Source organism: Rhizobium lentis (assembly GCF_014200175.1).
Lineage (GTDB): Bacteria > Pseudomonadota > Alphaproteobacteria > Rhizobiales > Rhizobiaceae > Rhizobium > Rhizobium mulingense.
Genome location: NZ_JACHBD010000009.1, coordinates 147547 through 163977, shown reverse-complemented (window position 1 = coordinate 163977; position 16431 = coordinate 147547). Strand labels below are relative to the sequence as shown.

The 16431-nt window shown below is 63.5% G+C and carries 16 protein-coding genes; 8 read left to right on the top strand and 8 right to left on the bottom strand.

Features of this window, described 5'->3' with window-relative positions; all coding sequences use genetic code 11:
- The 5 genes from GGI60_RS21240 to GGI60_RS21220 all read right to left on the bottom strand — a co-directional run bounded on the left by GGI60_RS21240 (position 1) and on the right by GGI60_RS21220 (position 5113).
- Entirely contained in the window at positions 1-771 is a 771-nt protein-coding gene (locus GGI60_RS21240; RefSeq protein WP_183918421.1) for an ABC transporter ATP-binding protein, read from the bottom strand.
- A 9-nt stretch (positions 772-780) separates the two neighbouring features.
- On the bottom strand, positions 781-1764 hold the full coding sequence (locus tag GGI60_RS21235; protein ID WP_183918422.1) for an ABC transporter substrate-binding protein: 984 nt from the start codon (positions 1762-1764) through the stop codon (positions 781-783).
- 35 nt (positions 1765-1799) lie between these two features.
- Entirely contained in the window at positions 1800-2651 is an 852-nt protein-coding gene (locus GGI60_RS21230; protein ID WP_183918423.1) for an ABC transporter permease, read from the bottom strand.
- Positions 2652-2661: 10 nt separating this feature from the next.
- A complete protein-coding gene (locus GGI60_RS21225) occupies positions 2662-4014 on the bottom strand; it encodes an LLM class flavin-dependent oxidoreductase (protein WP_183918424.1) in 1353 nt (450 codons plus the stop codon).
- A gap of 313 nt (positions 4015-4327) precedes the next feature.
- The gene (locus GGI60_RS21220; RefSeq protein ID WP_183918425.1) at positions 4328-5113 is read right to left on the bottom strand and encodes an IclR family transcriptional regulator; all 786 of its coding nucleotides are present in this window, start codon (positions 5111-5113) and stop codon (positions 4328-4330) included.
- A gap of 249 nt (positions 5114-5362) precedes the next feature.
- Between GGI60_RS21220 and GGI60_RS21215 the strand changes: the two genes are divergently transcribed.
- The 8 genes from GGI60_RS21215 to GGI60_RS21180 are packed head-to-tail and all read left to right on the top strand — an operon-like array spanning position 5363 to position 13549.
- Positions 5363-6436: an ABC transporter substrate-binding protein gene (locus GGI60_RS21215; protein WP_183918426.1), complete on the top strand. Its 1074-nt coding sequence runs from the start codon at positions 5363-5365 to the stop codon at positions 6434-6436.
- A 21-nt stretch (positions 6437-6457) separates the two neighbouring features.
- Positions 6458-7972, top strand: a complete 1515-nt coding sequence (locus GGI60_RS21210) for a sugar ABC transporter ATP-binding protein (protein ID WP_183918427.1) — start codon at positions 6458-6460, stop codon at positions 7970-7972.
- Entirely contained in the window at positions 7969-8931 is a 963-nt protein-coding gene (locus GGI60_RS21205; protein ID WP_183918428.1) for an ABC transporter permease, read from the top strand. The genes GGI60_RS21210 and GGI60_RS21205 overlap by 4 nt, the downstream gene beginning before the upstream one ends.
- Positions 8928-9869 carry an ABC transporter permease gene (locus tag GGI60_RS21200; RefSeq protein WP_183918429.1) on the top strand — a complete coding sequence of 314 codons (942 nt, stop codon included), beginning with the start codon at positions 8928-8930 and terminating at the stop codon, positions 9867-9869. Before GGI60_RS21205 ends, GGI60_RS21200 begins: the two co-directional genes overlap by 4 nt.
- Positions 9866-10822: an amidohydrolase family protein gene (locus GGI60_RS21195; protein ID WP_183918430.1), complete on the top strand. Its 957-nt coding sequence runs from the start codon at positions 9866-9868 to the stop codon at positions 10820-10822. The genes GGI60_RS21200 and GGI60_RS21195 overlap by 4 nt, the downstream gene beginning before the upstream one ends.
- Positions 10815-12125, top strand: a complete 1311-nt coding sequence (locus GGI60_RS21190) for an alanine racemase (protein WP_183918431.1) — start codon at positions 10815-10817, stop codon at positions 12123-12125. The genes GGI60_RS21195 and GGI60_RS21190 overlap by 8 nt, the downstream gene beginning before the upstream one ends.
- 35 nt (positions 12126-12160) lie before the next feature.
- Positions 12161-12505: a RidA family protein gene (locus GGI60_RS21185; protein ID WP_020922890.1), complete on the top strand. Its 345-nt coding sequence runs from the start codon at positions 12161-12163 to the stop codon at positions 12503-12505.
- 30 nt (positions 12506-12535) lie between these two features.
- A complete protein-coding gene (locus tag GGI60_RS21180; RefSeq protein ID WP_183918432.1) occupies positions 12536-13549 on the top strand; it encodes a succinylglutamate desuccinylase/aspartoacylase family protein in 1014 nt (337 codons plus the stop codon).
- On the opposite strand, the gene GGI60_RS21175 is transcribed toward GGI60_RS21180, so the two are convergent.
- From GGI60_RS21175 to GGI60_RS21165, 3 genes are all read right to left on the bottom strand, one after another.
- A complete protein-coding gene (locus GGI60_RS21175; RefSeq protein WP_183918433.1) occupies positions 13546-14730 on the bottom strand; it encodes a hypothetical protein in 1185 nt (394 codons plus the stop codon). The two genes, GGI60_RS21180 and GGI60_RS21175, sit on opposite strands and share 4 nt — an antisense overlap.
- A gap of 88 nt (positions 14731-14818) precedes the next feature.
- Positions 14819-15493 (bottom strand): 4-carboxy-4-hydroxy-2-oxoadipate aldolase/oxaloacetate decarboxylase, encoded by a 675-nt coding sequence (locus GGI60_RS21170; protein ID WP_183918434.1) that lies wholly within the window; start codon positions 15491-15493, stop codon positions 14819-14821.
- Between the two features lie 88 nt (positions 15494-15581).
- Positions 15582-16418, bottom strand: coding sequence for an ABC transporter substrate-binding protein (locus tag GGI60_RS21165; protein WP_183918435.1), 837 nt, complete (start codon positions 16416-16418; stop codon positions 15582-15584).
- Positions 16419-16431 lie beyond the last annotated feature (13 nt).

The following is a 16431-nucleotide window of genomic DNA, read 5'->3' as shown; positions in this document are numbered from 1 at the left end:
TCAATGCAGCCCGAACAGGTTCAGCAGCTGTTCGCGATAGCGGACGAATTCCGGCGCGCTGCGGTCGCGCGGGCGCGGCAGATCGATGTCGATCAGGCGCGGCTCGGCGCCCTTTTCCCGCGGCAGGATCAGTATCCGGTCAGCGAGATAGATCGCCTCCTCGAGATCGTGTGTGACGAGAATGGTCGTCACATCCTCGTCGCGCCAGATCCGCGCGAGCTCCTGCTGCATGCCGATCTTGGTCATCGCGTCGAGCGCGCCGAGCGGTTCGTCGAGCAGCAAGATTTCCGGTTGAACGGCAAGCGCTCGGGCGATGCCGACGCGCTGCGCCATGCCGCCGGACAGCTGCCGGGGATAAGCCGCCTCGAATTGCTGCAGGCCGACGAGCTTGACGTAGTGACGAGCCCGCGCCCTCGCCTGCTCGCGGGTCAGACCTCTCGTTTCCAGCCCGAAGGCGACGTTGCCAAGGACATCAAGCCAGGGAAGAAGGCGCGGCTCCTGGAAGATGACGGCGCGTTCGGCGCCGACGCCTCTTATTGCCTTGCCGTCGACCAGGACCTCTCCGGTATCGGAATCCTCAAGTCCGGCGAGAACCCTGAGCAGGGTCGTCTTGCCCGAACCGCTGGCGCCGACGATGGCGAGGCTTTCGCCGGAGCGGATGTGAAGGTTGATATCTTTCAGAACCTGCAGATGGCTGCCGTTCAGCTTGTAGGATTTGGAGAGGTGACGGATCGTCACCTCTCCGCGGCGAATGTCCTGGGCGAGGCTCATTGCGGTTCCTCAGTTGCTTGCCGGCTTGGCATCGGCCGTATAGATGATGTTCTTGGCAACCAGCTGGCCATGCTTCAGCTTGCCTTCACGAACCAGGACGTCGATCCAGAACTGGATGTCGCGCTCGACCGGCAGGCCGCCGGCGCGCACGCCGTAGCCGCGGAAATACTGCGCAATATCAGGGTTCTCGCCGCGTTCGCTGAGCGCCTTGGCCAGAATTTTCTTGGTTTCCTCGGGATGTTCGCGGGCATAGTCGAGTGCGCGGGCCGATTGCTCGACGAAGATCTTCGCGGCCTCGGGATGCTGCTGAATGAAATCGCGGCGCAGGACCACGAAGCCGCCGGCGATGTCGCCAAGCACGTCGGTATCATCGAAGACCGCACGCAGGCCCCCGTTCTTCAGCGCCGCACCCTCAAAGGTCGTCTGCCAATAGCCGAAAGCGGCGATATCGACCTGCTTGGAGCGCAGCACCTGCTCGAGCTGCGGCCCGGGAACGACGACCTGGTTGGCGGAGTCGCTCGGCAGGCCGACGGAATGCAGGGCTTCGCGGATGGTGTAATCGAGATGGGCGCCGAGCGTGTTGACGGCGATGCTTTTGCCGGCAATGTCCTTGATGCTTTTGATCGGGCTGTCTTCCAGGACATAGAAGGTCGACTGCACCTCGTCATTGATGCCGTTCGACGGATAGGCGGCGACGAAATCATTGCCGCCGATGATCGAATTCAAGACGGCGGAGGTGGCGGCGCTGCCGATCTCCACGTCCCCGGATGCCAGAGCGATGAGAGAGGCCGGGCCGCCCTGGGCGTAGCCGACATTCTCAAACGTGATGCCGGTGTCCTTGAAATAACCGAGCGCTTCGGCGAGTTCATGGGCGGCAAGACCGCCCTGACTCGCGAGATAGCGCAGTTTCACTGCGTCGGCGGCAGCGGCCGGTGTGGCAAGACCGAGAGCGATCACGGCCGGCAGGAGAAGGTTGCGGGGATGGAAGGTCATGGAAAGTCCTTTCGGAAGAAAATAGGAGGAAGCAGTCAGGCGTTCGGCTGCGACCAGCGGCAGAGGCTGCGCTGCAGGAGAACGAGCAGCCCGTTTGCGGCCAGGCCAAGGAAGGCGAGCAGCAGGATCGCCGCAAACATCAGCGGGATCTGGAAATTGTACTGGGCGTTCATCACCTGGAAGCCGATGCCCTTGTTGGCGCCGATCATCTCGGCGGCGATCAGCAGCAGAAGCGCCGTCGTCGCCGAAAGGCGCAGGCCTACGAAGATCGCAGGCACCGAGGCCGGCAGGATGACGCGGCGGAAGATGGTCAGCGGTCCGGCGCCATAGGTCCGCGCCATCTCGATAAGCTTCCTGTCCACCTCCTTGACGCCGCCGATCGTGGCGAGCAGCACCGGAAACAGCGTCGCCCAGAAGATCACGAATATCTTGGATGTTTCGCCGAGGCCGAGCAGCAGGATGAAGACTGGATAGAGCGCCAGCGCCGAGGTCTGGCGGAAGAGCTGCAGGATCGGATCGAGCGCTTGCTCGACAGCCCGAAACTGGCCCATGAACAGGCCGAGCGGAATGCCGACCACAACGGCGAAGGCGAAGGCGGTGCCGGACCGCTGCAGGCTGATGACAATATCATCGAGCAGCGCGCCATTGGCGAGGTTGGTCCAGAGAGCCGACAGGATCACGTTCAAAGGCGGGAAGATGGCGGGATTGATCCAGCCCCTGGTGCTCGACACCTGCCAGAGTGCGAGGAAGGCGATCAGCAGACCGTAGCGCGGCAGAAGGGATGCGAGCACACTGCGCACATGCGATGCGAAAGTGGGCGTATTGCTTTCGCCGCTCTTCAGGCGGCTGAAGCTTCTCGGGAGGGTCTGGTTGATTTCATAGGCCATGGGTCGCTCCTCACTCTGCTGCCTGGAGAGCCGCACGTCCGGCAGCCCATCGATTGACCGGGAAAGGCAGGCCGAGATTTTCCCGCAGCGTCCTGCCCTCATAGGCCGTGCGGAACAAGCCGCGGCGCTGCAGTTCCGGGATGACCAGATCGACGAAGTCGTCGAGGGCCGTCGGCAGCCAGGGCGGCAGAATGTTGAAGCCGTCGGCAGCTTCGTTCTCGAACCATTGCTGCAGCGTGTCGGCGATCTGTTCGGCCGTGCCGACGATGGTGTAGTGACCGCGGGCCGACGCGATCCACTGATAGAGCTGGCGGATGGTGAAATTGTTTTCGTCGGCGATCTGGCGGATGAGAGCCTGGCGGCTCTTCATGCCTTCGGTCGGCGGCGCCGGCGGCAGTGGCCCGTCGAGGTCGTAGCCGTGCAGGTCGAGCGTGCCGCCGGTCAGGCCGTTGAGGAGACCGATCCCATCTTCTTCGACGATGAGTGACGTCAGACGGTCGTACTTCTCTCGCGCCTCCGCTTCGGTTCTGCCGACGAAGGCGGAAATGCCGGGCATGACCAGGATGTGATCGGGGTTGCGGCCGAGGCCGCGGGCACGTGCCTTGATATCCCGGTAGAATTCCTGGGCGGTTTCGATGTGCTGGTGGGCGGTGAAGATCACCTCGGCCGTTGCTGCAGCAAGCCCGCGCCCGTCTTCGGACTGCCCGGCCTGCACGATGACCGGATGGCCCTGCGGCGAGCGCGACACGTTGAGCGGGCCGCGCACGCTGAAATGTTCGCCGCGATGGTCGGTGTCGTGCAGCTTCGCGGGGTCGAAGAACACGCCGGTCTCCTTGTCGCGGATGAAGGCGTCGTCCTCGAAGCTTTCCCAGAGTTTGCGGACGACGTCGACGTGCTCGGCGGCGCGGCGATAGCGCTCTGCATGGGGAAGCTGGGTATCGCGATTGAAATTCTGCGCCGTGAGGTCGCCTGTCGTAGTGACGACGTTCCAGCCAGCGCGCCCATCCGAGATCAGGTCGAGGGAAGCGAACTTGCGGGCGGTGGTGTAAGGTTCCTCATAGGTGGTCGACGACGTTGCGATGAAGCCGAGATGCGTGGTCAGGGGCGCGAGCGCGGAGAACAGCGTGACGGGCTCGAAGCCCGCGACGCGGGCGTTGCCGCCTTCACGGGCGCCGCCGAAACCGACTGCCAGCCCGTCGGCCAGGAAATAGGCGTCGAAGAGGCCGCGTTCGGCTGTCAAAGCAAGCTTTTTGTGAAATTCGAAACTGGTGGCGCCATCGGCCGGCTGGTCGGGGTGGCGCCAGGATGCAACATGCTGCCCGCCACCAGGAAGAAATGCCCCAAGCCTGATTTTCCGTGTCATTTTCGTCCTCTCCGTTTGCCGCCAGCGGCTCCGCCATTCCGGGGCCGAGGTCAGTTTGGCTGTCAGGACTTAGGGTACGTTCTCCATAGATTTTATAGAGAAACTTAATTTCTAAAATTTGGGTGAGGAGTGAATAGTTTTGCGGGATCGGGGGAAATGTGGAAATCGGAGATCGGCGTCCGCTGCAAGATGGCGTCTTGCGCCCGGTCGCTAAGTAGCCATGTCAGGCGGGTGCAGCAGCGTTTAGCGGGTGTCGCTGAAGGCCTGCGGAGGCACCGGCGCGCCGACAGATATGCCTGCTTATAACAAGGCGTCAGCCCCGTCTTGGCCGGGCCGGGGCATGCTCCAGGCCGGCGGCCGCCTTCTTCAGGCAGTCGAGGTAGCGGTCCCGGTTGGCAATGCCGTCGTCGCGCGGCGTGACGAGGCAGAGCGTTGCGGCAGCATGGCCTTCCTCGCCACGCACCGGCACGGCAAAACAATGGGTGAAGCTGTCGACGATACTGTTGAAGGTAAAGAGACCTTCACGCTCGGCCTGGCGCACCTCGGCGATGAAGGTCTGGGGCTCGAGCCATTCGCCGCCCGGCAGGCGGAAATCCTGCGGCGGAATAAAGCTCAAGATTTCCTCATCCGCCAGATGCGCGACGAGCAGACGGCCTGACGCGGTCCACGGGATCGGCACCGATTGTCCGACATCCGTCGAGATGCGGAACGGCCGCGCGCCCTCGCGCATGCGCACGACCGTATATCTGTTGCCATCCAGCATGCAGAATTGCGCCGTCTCCCGTGTCTCGTCGGCAAGCCGTTCCAGCGTCGCCTCGCATTCGCGGGTGAAATCGAAATGGTTCTCATAGGCGGCGCCGAGAAAATAAAGCTTGCGGCCGAGATAGACGCGCCCCTCGCCGCCGGTGAATTCGAGAATGCCATTGCTCAGCAGCAGGTTGACGAGTTCGTAGACCGATGAGCGCGGCGCACCGATCTGCGCGGCGATTTCATTCGGCTTCAAGGCCTGCCGTTTCTGGCGCAGGAAGTCGAGGATCTCGAAGGCACGGTCGAGCCCTCGGGCGCGCTTGCCGGCTGCTTCGTCCTGAACTGCATCCATCACTGTCAATCCGTTCTTCTTAGGCCCTGTTCTTGTCGGGCTCTGTTCTTGTCCGGCCAAGCTTTTCAAACCGTCTGCAGCGTCTGTCAATCGATCCCGTCATGCTTCGCAAATGAAATTTTCCCACCCCTCTTGCGGGGTGAAAAAAACGGCATAAGATCGGCGCGTCCGGTATAAAGATCATATGTACAATATAGCGGACAAAAACAAATGGCAAGCCGCCAGCGCTGCCGCAAAAAGGGGATCGACATGAAGAATTTTGAAGAAAGCATTTCCGTTTCACTGCGTCGCCGTCTTCTCGCCGGCGCTGCGGCCGCAGCCACCCTGCTTGCCTTTTCGGCCGGCACGGCCTCGGCCGCCGCCAATTGCATCAAGGGAGACAGGAAGGCGCCCTATACGATCGGCTGGGCGAACATCTATTCGGTGCCGACCTGGATGAAGCAGACCGAAGGCACCATCAAGGCCGAGGTAGATGAGTTGAAGAAAGCAGGCCTGGTGAAGGACCTGATGATTACCGACGCGCAGGGCAACGCCCAGACGCAGATCCAGCATATTCAGTCGATGATCGATGCCAATGTCGACGCCATCGTCGTCATCGCCGGCTCCTCCAACGCGCTCGACCGCGTCATATCGGATGCCTGCGACAAGGGCATCGCCGTCGTCAACTTCGACAGTCTTGTGAACACCGACAAGGTCACGGCGAAGATCAACACCGATTCCAACGAATGGGGCGCCACCGCCGCGAAATGGATGGTCAGCCAGCTCGGCGGCAAGGGCAAGATCATCATCATGAACGGCCCGGCCGGCATTTCGGTCAGCGATGATCGCCGCAAGGGCGCCCAGCCGGTCCTCGACGCCAATCCGGGTCTGCAGGTGATTACCGAGACCAATACCGAATATAACGTCGCGCCCGCACAGGAAGCGATGACCAGCCTGCTGTTCGCCAATCCCGAGATCGACGGTGTGCTGTCGCTCGGCGGGGCGCTGTCGGCTGGTTCCGTCCTCGCCTTCGAGCGCCAGGGACGCGACCAGGTGCCGACAACCGGCGAAAATGCCCGGCAGTTCCTGGAACTGTGGAAGGAGAAGGGCTTGAAGGGCTGGGCGACGATGCAGCCGAACTGGCTCGGTGCACTTTCCGTATACACCGCCGTGCAGGCGCTGCAAGGCAAGGATGTCCCCGCCTTCGTCAAGGTGCCGCTGCCCGTCATCGACGATAGCACGATCGGCAGCTACCTCGCCCGGGCCGACAAGTTCCCGGCTGACGGTTATATCTACTCGGATTACGACAAGGCGCTCTTCGACAAGCTGCTTGCCACCAAGTAATCCGGATTGAGGAATGCCGTCATGACGGAAGAAACGCCCCTGCTGGAAGCCCGGCAGGTGTTCAAGGGATTTTTCGGCAATCCCGTTCTGAAGGGCGTCGACATCGCCCTTCTGCCGGGCAGGGTGCATGCCCTGCTCGGCGAAAACGGCGCCGGCAAGTCGACGTTGATCAATCTCCTGTCCGGCGCTCTCCAGCCGGACAGCGGATCCATCGTTATCGACGGCAGGTCCGTCGGGCGCTTCAGCCCGGCGGTGGCGCGCGCCGCCGGCATCGCCGTGGTTCAACAGGAGCTGAGCCTGACGGCCAGCCTGTCGATTGCCGAAAACATCGGGACCGGCGCCTTTCCGCGCCGGTTCGGTCTCATCGATTATCGAGCGCTGCATCGCGGCGTAAGAGAGGTCTGCGACATGGTCGGACTGACCGAGCAGCTCGACATGCCGGTCGCCGATCTCGCGCTCGGCCGCCGTCAGATGGTCGAGATCGCCAAGGCGCTGTTCCGCAAGCCGCGCGTGCTCATTTTGGACGAACCGACCTCGTCGCTCTCCGCCCATGAAGCCGGCATTCTTGCCCGGCTGATCGAGACTCTGAGAGAGCGCGGCACGGCGCTTCTTTATATCTCCCACCGCCTCAACGAGGTGCAGGCGCTCTGCTCGCATGTCACCGTGCTGAAGGATGGCGTCGTCACGGCGGATCAGTCGCTGTCCGGCATCGACGGCGAGGGTCTGGTGCGCCTGATGGTCGGCCGCGAGACCGGTGACCTGTTCCCGCCGCGCCCGGCCGCGGCACCCGGTGCGATGTGCATCAGCGTCGAAGGTTTTTCGGCCGGCATGGTGCGTGACGTCGCTTTCTCCGCCCGCGCCGGCGAGATCGTCGGCATTGGCGGGCTGGTGGGACAAGGGCAGGAAGACCTGCTGCTCGGCCTCTACGGCGCGATTCCCGCTTCTGCCACCCGGGCGGAAGTATCAGGCAAACCCGGCCTGCCCGCCGATGTCGGTGCGGCGAACGCGGCGGGCATCGTCTATGTGCCTGCCGACCGCAAACATGAGGGGCTGGTGTTGCCGCATTCCATTGCCGCCAATCTCATCCTGCCCTCGCTCGGACGGCTCGCCCGCAAGGGCCTGCGCGACCTGACGGCGGAAAGTGGACTGGTGGCCGATCTCGCCCGGCGGCTGACCATCAAGGGCGATACGGCCCGCCCGGTGCAGGCGCTTTCCGGCGGCAACCAGCAGAAGGTGGCGCTTGCCAAATGGCTGCCGCTCGATCCCTCCGTTCTGCTGCTCAACGATCCGACGCGCGGCGTCGACATCGAGACCAAGCGGGAAATCTACCTGATGCTGCGCGGCTTCGCCGCCGAAGGACGGCTCGTCATTCTCGTCAGTTCCGATACGCCGGAGCTCGTGCATCTCTGCGACCGCGTCGTGGTTCTGCGCGAGGGGCGGGTCGCGGCAACACTGTCGCAGCATGCGATCAGCGAAGGCGCGATCGTCGGCGCGGCCATGGGTATTGCGGCCACGACGCAGGGAGAGGCGGCATGAGCACGATTTCGTCATCCCGGCTCTACGGTTCGATTCAGCTGCGCCGCAACCGCGGCCTCGCCGGCCTCTATCTCGTCGTCGCTGGTTTCCTCATCCTCTATGCGCTGCTCTTTCCCGGCATCCTGACCATCGGCGGCTTTTCCAAGTTCACGCAGAACTGGTTCCCGCTCGCGCTCGTCACAATGGCGCAGGCGCTGCTGATGCTGAATGGCGGCATCACCTTGGCGATCGGCCCGCTGGTCAGCCTCGGCGCGGTGATCGCGGCGACGACGATGCAAGGGGCGCTCGGCGTGCCCGCCGGCATTCTGGCGGTCGCACTCGCCGGCCTTTCGATCGGCGCCGTCATCGGCGCGATCGTCACATATCTGAGGCTTCCTGCGATCATCGTCACGCTCGCCGGCTCCTTCATCATCAGCGGCGTCGCTCTGATCCTGCTGCCGCGGCCGGGCGGGTTCATTCCCGATTGGCTGTCGACGGTGCTTGCCGGCCACACGCCCGTCGCCTTCCTGCTGCTGGTCGCGATCCTCATGCTCTGGAAGGTCTTTCTCGCAACGCCGCTCGGCCTTGGCATCTATGCGGCCGGCGACAACCCGCTCGGCGCATTCCGTTCCGGCGTCCCGGTTGAACGGGTGAAGGTTGCAGCCTTCGCGCTGTCGGGTCTGCTTGCGGCACTGACCGGCCTTTTCGTCGCGGCGCAGACCGGCTCGGGCGATCCGGTCATCGGCACGCCCTTCACGCTGAACTCGATCGCCGCCGCCGTTCTCGGCGGCGTCGGCTTCCTCGGCGGCAAAGGCACGATGCGCGGCGCGATCTGTGGCAGCCTGCTGCTCTCGGTGATGATCAACGTGATGTTCTTTCTCGGCTTCCCGCCGGTTGCGCAATATGTCGCGCAAGGATTGATCATCGTAGGGGCGGTCGCCGTTCCGGAGCTTCTCGGCGTATGGAGGGCAAGGCGATGAACATCGTCAGATCCGCGTTTCGCAATCCGCCGCTGCTGACCTTCCTGCTGGTCGCGCTCGTCTGGATCGTCGCAAGCTTCACCTTGCGCGGTTTCGGCGCCTATGGCCATCTGCGCTACCTCCTCGAACTCGCCGCGGTGATCGGCATCGTCGCGGCCGGGCAGACGCTCGTCATCCTGATGGGCGGCATCGATCTTTCGGTCGGCGCTGTTATCACCGTCACGGCGATCCTGCTGCCGCTGATTTCGCCCGCCTGGGATCCGACCGGCGTTGCCGGCATCGCGGCGGCCCTTGCCATCGCCACCGGCATCGGTTTGATGAACGGTGCGGGCGCTGCCTATCTTCGCGTGCCGCCGATTATCATGACGCTTGCCATGGCGACCTTCCTGCAGGGCCTGCTCGTCATCGTCGCCGGCGGCAGCGCCGTCACCGTCAGCAATCCGGCCGTCATTCTGCTCGGCCAGGCGAGGCCGCTTGGCATTCCCTCGGGCATCATTCTGTGGCTCGCCGTCTCAATCGTCGTCCTGCTGCTCGTCCACCGCATGCCGATCGGCGCGCGTTTCCTCGCACTCGGGGCAAACCCGCTCGCCGCCCGGCTTTCCGGCGTCAGCGTCACCCGCAATACGCTGATCGTCCACACCTTGTCCGGCTCCTTCGCCGGGCTTGCGGGCATTCTCGTGTTGGGGATGAACCGGCAAGGCTATGTCGGCATCGGTGACCCCTATCTGCTGACCTCGATCGCCGCCGTCGTGCTCGGCGGCACCTCCATCCTCGGCGGCCGCGGCACCTATGCCGGCACCATTCCGGGAGCGATCCTGCTCGTCACCACGACGGCGCTGATCACCGTCGTCAACGCCTCGCCCGGCTGGCGCTCGATCATGTTCGGCACGCTGATCCTCGCCCTGCTGCTCGTTTCCGGCCGCGAGGCGCGCCGATGACGAAGTGCTATGACGGGCCGGTGATCGACCCGCACCACCATCTCTGGGATCTCAGCCTGCAGCGCCATCCCTGGCTTGAGAAGGCACGGGTTTCCGGCGAGGAGATGGCGGTCGGAAACCTCGGACCGATCCTGCACGATTACGGCATCGCCGATTATCGCGCCGATGCCGCGCAACAGAACGTCGTTGCGACGGTGCATGTGGAGGCCGGCTGGTCGGTTGCCTACCCGCTGGAAGAGAGCCGATGGCTGGATAGTCTCGACCGCAGCTCCGGCGTGGCGCACCGTTATATCGCGCGCGTTCCCCTCGACGGCCCGGATGCCGCACGCCTGCTCGAGGCGGAGGCGGAAAACCCCAACGTCGTCGGCATCCGCGATATTCTGAGCTGGCATCCCGATGTAGAGAAGCGTTTTGCATCTAGTCCGGACCGCATGACCGATCCTGCCTGGCGGGCGGGGCTTGCCCATGCCACGCGGCTCGGACTGGTCTTCGACCTGATGCTCTATCCCTGGCAGATGGACAAGGCGCTCGATCTCGTGCGGGCCTTTCCCGAAACGCTTTTCGTCCTCAACCACGGCGGCAGCCCACTTGACCGGACAGAAGACGGCATGGCGCTCTGGCGCAGCGGCTTGCGGGCGCTCGGCAGGCAAGCGAACATTCGCTTGAAGATTTCCGACCTCGTCGCCTATGACCATGCGTGGACGCTCGAAAGCCTGCGGCCGGTGATCGAACATTGCCTCGATTGTTTTGGCCCCGCGCGTGCGATGTTTGCCAGCGACTTTCCGGTCGCAGGGCTGCACGCTTCGTTCGATGAGGTCTATCAGGTCTTCCGCACGGTCGCCGCTGCGCTTTCTTATGACGAGCAGCGCGCTTTGTTCTTTGCCACCGCCAACGAAACCTATCGCCTCGGCATCGCTGAATCGCCGGAGATCGGGAGAGGCTCCCATGTCTGATCTTCGTGCCGCAAACGAAAACATGCTGATCGACGAGCGGACGCGCGGCTTTCCACCAGGCCATCCGCCGCTTTCGCCTGCTGCCATCGGGCAGCAGGGGTGGAAACCCTATGACGGTAAGATGGCGCTGCCGCTGATCTCGCTCGACCGGCAGGCCTTCGTCGGGAATGTCGAACTGATGATGGCGTATGTGAAGAGCAATGGTGCCGAGATTGCCCCGCACGCCAAAACGCCGATGTCGACGGCGCTGGCGGACATGCTTCGTTCGGCCGGCGCCTGGGGAACGACCGTCGCCGATATCCGCCAAGCCGCCGTGCTGCTGAAGGCCGGACAGCGCCGGCTGATCCTCGCCAACGAGATCGGCGGGGCTGCGGCCGCCTGCCGGCTTGCGGCCCTGCTCGGCCATTATCCCGATGCGGAGCTCCATGTCTTCGTGGATTCGACGGCACTGATCGAGGCTCTTGCCTCCGCCTGGCTGGAACGCACGGATCTGCCGCCTCTCGGCCTTATGGTGGAATTCGGCGCCGGCCGCGCTGGTCTCCGCAGCGCCGATGCCGCCGCCGCGATCCTCGATACGATCCTGGCCGCGGAGACGCCGGCCTTCCGGCTGAGCGGCATTGCCGCCTATGAGGGTGCGGCCGCGACCGCCGATCCGGAAGAAACGATGCATCGTATCGACGCGCTGATGGCGATGACGGCCGATTTCCTGCCGAGGATCCGCGCCCGCATCGGCAGCGAACGGCCGCTCCTCGTCACATCAGGCGGTTCGGTGTTTTTCGACATCGTGGTGGCACGGCTTGCAGCCGCCGTCGCCGCTGACCCAGTCTGCCGGCTCGTGCTGCGCAGCGGCGCTATTTTCTTTCACGATCATGGCATCTATGAACGTGGCCTTGCCGGTCTCGATGCGCGCGGCGGCTTTCGCATCGGCGGCGAAATCGTCTCCGCGGCGGCAGGTTTCCGTCCGGCGCTCAGAGTCTGGGCGGAGGTCCTGTCGCGGCCGGAGCCAGGGCTTGCGATTGCAGGCATGGGCATGCGGGATGTGGCGATGGACCAAGGCCTGCCGCGGCCCTTGGCACTCTATCGCAATGGCGCGTATCTCGCCGATCTCGAAGGCGCGAGAGTTTTCCGCCTCAATGATCAGCACGCCTTCATGGCGCTTGCCGATGACAGCGACGTTGCCGTGGGCGATGTCATCGAGTTCGGCATCTCGCATCCCTGCACCTGCCTTGACCGGCATGCGATCCTTTATGGCCTCGATCCGGATCATTCGGTGACGGCAGCCTATCTGACCAGCTTCGGCTGAATTCTCCCTGTAAAACCAAGAAAAGGAAAACCTGCATGATCCAGCGTTATCAGAAGGGCTCGCGTATGAGCCAGGCTGTCAGCTATGGCGGTCTCGTCTATATTGCCGGCCAGGTTGCGGAAAACCGCAAGGCTGATATCGAGGAGCAGACCCGTGATGTGCTCGGCAAGATCGACGCCCTTTTGAAGGAAGCGGGGACCGATCGCTCGCGTCTCCTCGCCGTTAACGTCTTCCTGCCGGCGATTACCGATTTCGAGGCGATGAACGGCGTTTATGACAGCTGGATCGACATCGAAAACCCGCCGGCCCGTGCCTGCACCGAAGCCCGCCTGGCCGACCCGGACCTGCGTGTCGAAATGACCGCGGTCGCCGCCCTTTGATCGAAGGCAAGCGCCCGAACTGGAGACATCATGCACAGCGGTCTCGTCAATCCGATCGACTTTTCGCGCGAGGGCCGCCAAGCCGGCTATCTCGCCATTCCCTATTCGATCGACCGTTCGCCTTATTATCAGATCCGCGTTCCGATCCTTCGCCTCAGAAATGGCGAGGGGCCGTCCCTGCTCTTGATGGCCGGCAACCATGGCGACGAATATGAGGGCGAACTGCAGCTCGGACGGCTGATGCGCCTGCTTGACGTCGCTGACATAAGTGGCGCCGTCACCATCCTGCCGATGGCGAACCTGCCGGCGGTGATGGCGGCCAAACGCTGCTCGCCCTTCGACGGCGGCAACCTCAACCGGGCTTTTCCCGGCGATCCCGCGGGAGTGCCGACGGCGCGCCTGGCGCATTTCCTCGAACACGAACTCTTCCCGCGCCACGACGTCGTCTTTGATCTGCATTCGGGCGGCACGTCGATGGCGCACTTGCCCTGCACGTTGATTGAGCGGCAGGCCGACGCCACACGCTTCGAGCGGTCCGTCGCGCTGATGCGGGCACTGGGCGCGTCGCATGCCTTCATCGCCAACAATGGGCGTGCGGCGCCGACATCGATGGGAGCTGCGGCAAGGGCCGGTGTCATCGGTCTTTCCGGCGAATTCGGCGGCGGCGCAACCGTGACGCCCGCGACGATGGCGTTCACGGCGGCGGCAATCGACCGGCTGCTCGTGACGCTCGGCATTGTCGGGCATCCGGTCCTCTCTCGCACGCCGCTCGCCGAGCCGGGCCCGCTGCAGCTGCTGTCGCTCTCCCGGCACAGCCAGGGCATCTATGCCGACCGCAGAGGCTGGTTCGAGCCGGCCGCAGTCCTTGGCGCGATCGTTTCGGCCGGCGAACTGGCCGGATGGTATCACGATCTGGAACGCCTGGAGCAGCCGGAGGAAGAGCTGCGCTTTGCCGAGGACGGCATCGTCATTTCCCACCGGCTGCATTGCGACAGCCAGGCCGGCGACTGCCTGATCCAAGTCGCCGAACCGATTGCCGCTTAGCTGATCGCGTCGACTGCCGCCTTGACCCAGTCGAGACGTTTTGCCGGGATCAGGCCGTAATTGTAGAAGTTCACGCCGTCGGCGCCGGCGTCGACGGCGGCCTTGGCGCGGGCGGCCAGGACAGCGGCTTCACCGACCTCGGGATAGAAGACACGCAAGCCGACACCGAGGAATTTTTCCGGGCCGATCGCCGCCCGGCCGGTGCGGATGACATCGCCGATCGCATTCGGCTCCATGTCGTAGCAGCAGAGGATCGCCCCGTCGCAGATCTTGCCGACGGCTGCAAGATCGACGCCGCCGAGCCAGCCGTCCTTCAGGTCGATCAGTACGATCCGGCTCGCCGGATCGGCCGCCGCCTTGATCTCGCCGATGAGGCTGGTCACCGGTTCGCTGCGCCAGGCGAGATAGGCATGCAGATCGGGGTGGTCGCGGAAGGCATCGATGCCTGCTGCCGGAAATTCCGGGAACTGCCGTTCCGGAACGGCTCGTTCGCAGAGTTCGGCGATGAAACGCGCAACCGTTCGGCGCGCGCCTTCGGCCGGTACACCGGCACTCGCCGCGCGCGCCGTGCAATGGTCGCAGAAGCAGAGCGACAGCAGGAAATCGTCTTCGGCATTCAGGCCGACGCCGTCCTTCTCATGGTGGTATTCATGCGCGAAGCCCATGAAGTTCGGGCTCTCGAGTTCGACCATATCCGGCCGGTAATTCATGGTGATGTCGCGCACGAGGGTGACGGCATAGGCCCGCGCCGCCGGGCTGGAGGGGCAGAGATTGTAATAGTTGGCATTGCCGAAGGCGTTCCGCGTCACATGGTCGGGATGCAGCATGCCGAGACGGCTATTGTGGAGGCAGACCGTCCAGCAGGAGACCTTGAGACCCGTCACGCCGCGTCCCCTGGTCAGCGCCTCCAGCATGTCGCCGCGCTCGGTGACATTCGCCGCCGTCAGCGGCCGGATCAGCTTATCCTGCCACAGGCTCTCGTCCGGCCGAAAGTAGACCGTCCCGTCCTCGGGAAAATAGGCCTTCTGCCGCGGGCTGCGCGGCTGGAGGAAGCGGCCCGCATGATAGGAAGTCGCCATGCTGATCGTGTTGAGGCCGGCGCGGTTGCGAAACTCGGCGGCAATCCTATCGAGCCCCTGGTCCTGGATATCCCAGGGGTAAGTCCACATGGAAAGATGCATGGCCCGCTCCGATTAATCTGTCCACTTTATAGAACATGCGTCCATAATAGTGTCCAGAGTGACTGTGCGCGCTCAGGCCCGCTCCCTGTCAAATATCGACGACGAGGCCTTTGGCTTTCAGCACCGGCGCCAGATTGCTGACCTCAATGACCGATTTCCCTGCCTTGTAGGCGGCGATGTAGGCGGCTTCGGCATCCTCGCGAGCCTGCGAAAGCCTCGCTGCTTCCCGCGCTTCCTGCCTGCGCACGACTACCAGGCCGTCGGCATCTCCGACGATGATGTCGCCGGGGTTGATGGTTTCGCCGCCGATGATGATCGGGTCGTTCACTGCCGCAATTGTCTCCTTCACCGTGCCCTTGATGCAGACGCTGAGCGAGAAGACGGGGAAACCGAGTTCCCGCAGCTGCAGCGTGTCGCGCACGCCGGTATCGGTGACGAGACCGCCGGTGCCCTTGGCAAGGCAGGCATTGGCGAGCACATCGCCGAAGGAGCCGGCCTCTTCGTACTCGCCGGCCGAGACGACGATGATGTCGCCGGGCTTTGCATAGTTGATGGCGAGCTGCAGCATGATGTTGTCGCGTGGCGCGCATTTGACCGTGAATGCCGGGCCGCACAGTTTCATGCGGTAGTCGACGGGCTTGAGGCGGGAGGAAAGTGCGCCGCGGCGCCCCTGGGCTTCGTGGATGGTCGCCGGCGAAAATTTCGAAACGGCCTCGATGTCAGCTTTGCTGGGCCGTTCAGCGATGTCTTTTATATGAATCATGGGTGCCTCACATCGTTCGTAGACGGCGGGCAAATCCCGCCGTCTTGTCTCGGTTGAATGTCTTCGGGAGGTTCCGAGACCGGTCGGTCTACGGGATCGGGTCGAATTTCAGCTGCGCGAGCGGCACGACCTTGTCGGTGCGGCTCATCTTGTATTCGGTATTCGGGCCGAGCCACTTGTCCCAGATCTTGTTGATCTCGCCAGACTCATCGAGCTTGTGCAGGATTTCGTTGATCTTGGCCGTCAGCTTCGGCTGATCCTTGGCCATGCCGATGCCGATCGGTTGATAGAGCATCGGCTCCTCGATCATCCGCATTTGCTTGCCCTTGCTCTTCGATTCATTGACGAACTTGGTCGTCGTCATGGTGTTGGCGACCATGCCGCGCGCCTTGCCCTGCTGGACGGCGAGATAGGCAGAAGCGGTGTCCTGGAATGTCAGCGGCTCGGATTTGTTGAGCTTGATCGACATTTCGGATGTCGATCCCTTGGTCGAAGCGATGCGCTGGCCGGCGTAATCGGCCTTCGTCTTGCCGGCATCGTCGGCCGGCACGATCAGCATTTCCTTGGCGAGATAATAGGGATCGCTGAATTGGATTTGCTCGGCGCGGCTCAGCGTATAGGCAAGGTTGGCCACGGTGATGTCGACGCGACCAAGCTTGACCTCGGGTACGCGCGCCTCGACCGAAACCGGCTTGATCTCGGCCTTGACGCCCAATATCTTGGCGATGGCGCCGCAGAGATCGACGTCGAAACCGGCCATTTCACGGGTCTTCGGATCGGGCGAGGCGAAGGGGGGAACGTCGGCGAACGTCGCGCAGCGCAGCGTTTTTGCCGACATGATATTGTCGAGCTGATCGGCTTTGGCGGGCACAGCGGCCGCCATGCCGGCAAATGCGACGGTGAGGCTTAGGTATTTCCAGTTCATTGCTGTTCTCCTT

Bases quoted from the DNA above. Each gene is read 5' to 3' on its own strand.
- GGI60_RS21180 (WP_183918432.1), top strand. From the start codon at position 12,536: ATGCACAGCGGTCTCGTCAATCCGATCGACTTTTCGCGCGAGGGCCGC.
- GGI60_RS21165 (WP_183918435.1), bottom strand. From the start codon at position 16,418: ATGAACTGGAAATACCTAAGCCTCACCGTCGCATTTGCCGGCATGGCG.
- GGI60_RS21175 (WP_183918433.1), bottom strand. From the start codon at position 14,730: ATGCATCTTTCCATGTGGACTTACCCCTGGGATATCCAGGACCAGGGG.
- GGI60_RS21170 (WP_183918434.1), bottom strand. From the start codon at position 15,493: ATGATTCATATAAAAGACATCGCTGAACGGCCCAGCAAAGCTGACATC.
- GGI60_RS21230 (WP_183918423.1), bottom strand. From the start codon at position 2,651: ATGGCCTATGAAATCAACCAGACCCTCCCGAGAAGCTTCAGCCGCCTG.
- GGI60_RS21200 (WP_183918429.1), top strand. From the start codon at position 8,928: ATGAACATCGTCAGATCCGCGTTTCGCAATCCGCCGCTGCTGACCTTC.
- GGI60_RS21225 (WP_183918424.1), bottom strand. From the start codon at position 4,014: ATGACACGGAAAATCAGGCTTGGGGCATTTCTTCCTGGTGGCGGGCAG.
- GGI60_RS21220 (WP_183918425.1), bottom strand. From the start codon at position 5,113: ATGGATGCAGTTCAGGACGAAGCAGCCGGCAAGCGCGCCCGAGGGCTC.
- GGI60_RS21205 (WP_183918428.1), top strand. From the start codon at position 7,969: ATGAGCACGATTTCGTCATCCCGGCTCTACGGTTCGATTCAGCTGCGC.
- GGI60_RS21235 (WP_183918422.1), bottom strand. From the start codon at position 1,764: ATGACCTTCCATCCCCGCAACCTTCTCCTGCCGGCCGTGATCGCTCTC.
- GGI60_RS21215 (WP_183918426.1), top strand. From the start codon at position 5,363: ATGAAGAATTTTGAAGAAAGCATTTCCGTTTCACTGCGTCGCCGTCTT.
- GGI60_RS21195 (WP_183918430.1), top strand. From the start codon at position 9,866: ATGACGAAGTGCTATGACGGGCCGGTGATCGACCCGCACCACCATCTC.
- GGI60_RS21240 (WP_183918421.1), bottom strand. From the start codon at position 771: ATGAGCCTCGCCCAGGACATTCGCCGCGGAGAGGTGACGATCCGTCAC.
- GGI60_RS21210 (WP_183918427.1), top strand. From the start codon at position 6,458: ATGACGGAAGAAACGCCCCTGCTGGAAGCCCGGCAGGTGTTCAAGGGA.
- GGI60_RS21190 (WP_183918431.1), top strand. From the start codon at position 10,815: ATGTCTGATCTTCGTGCCGCAAACGAAAACATGCTGATCGACGAGCGG.
- GGI60_RS21185 (WP_020922890.1), top strand. From the start codon at position 12,161: ATGATCCAGCGTTATCAGAAGGGCTCGCGTATGAGCCAGGCTGTCAGC.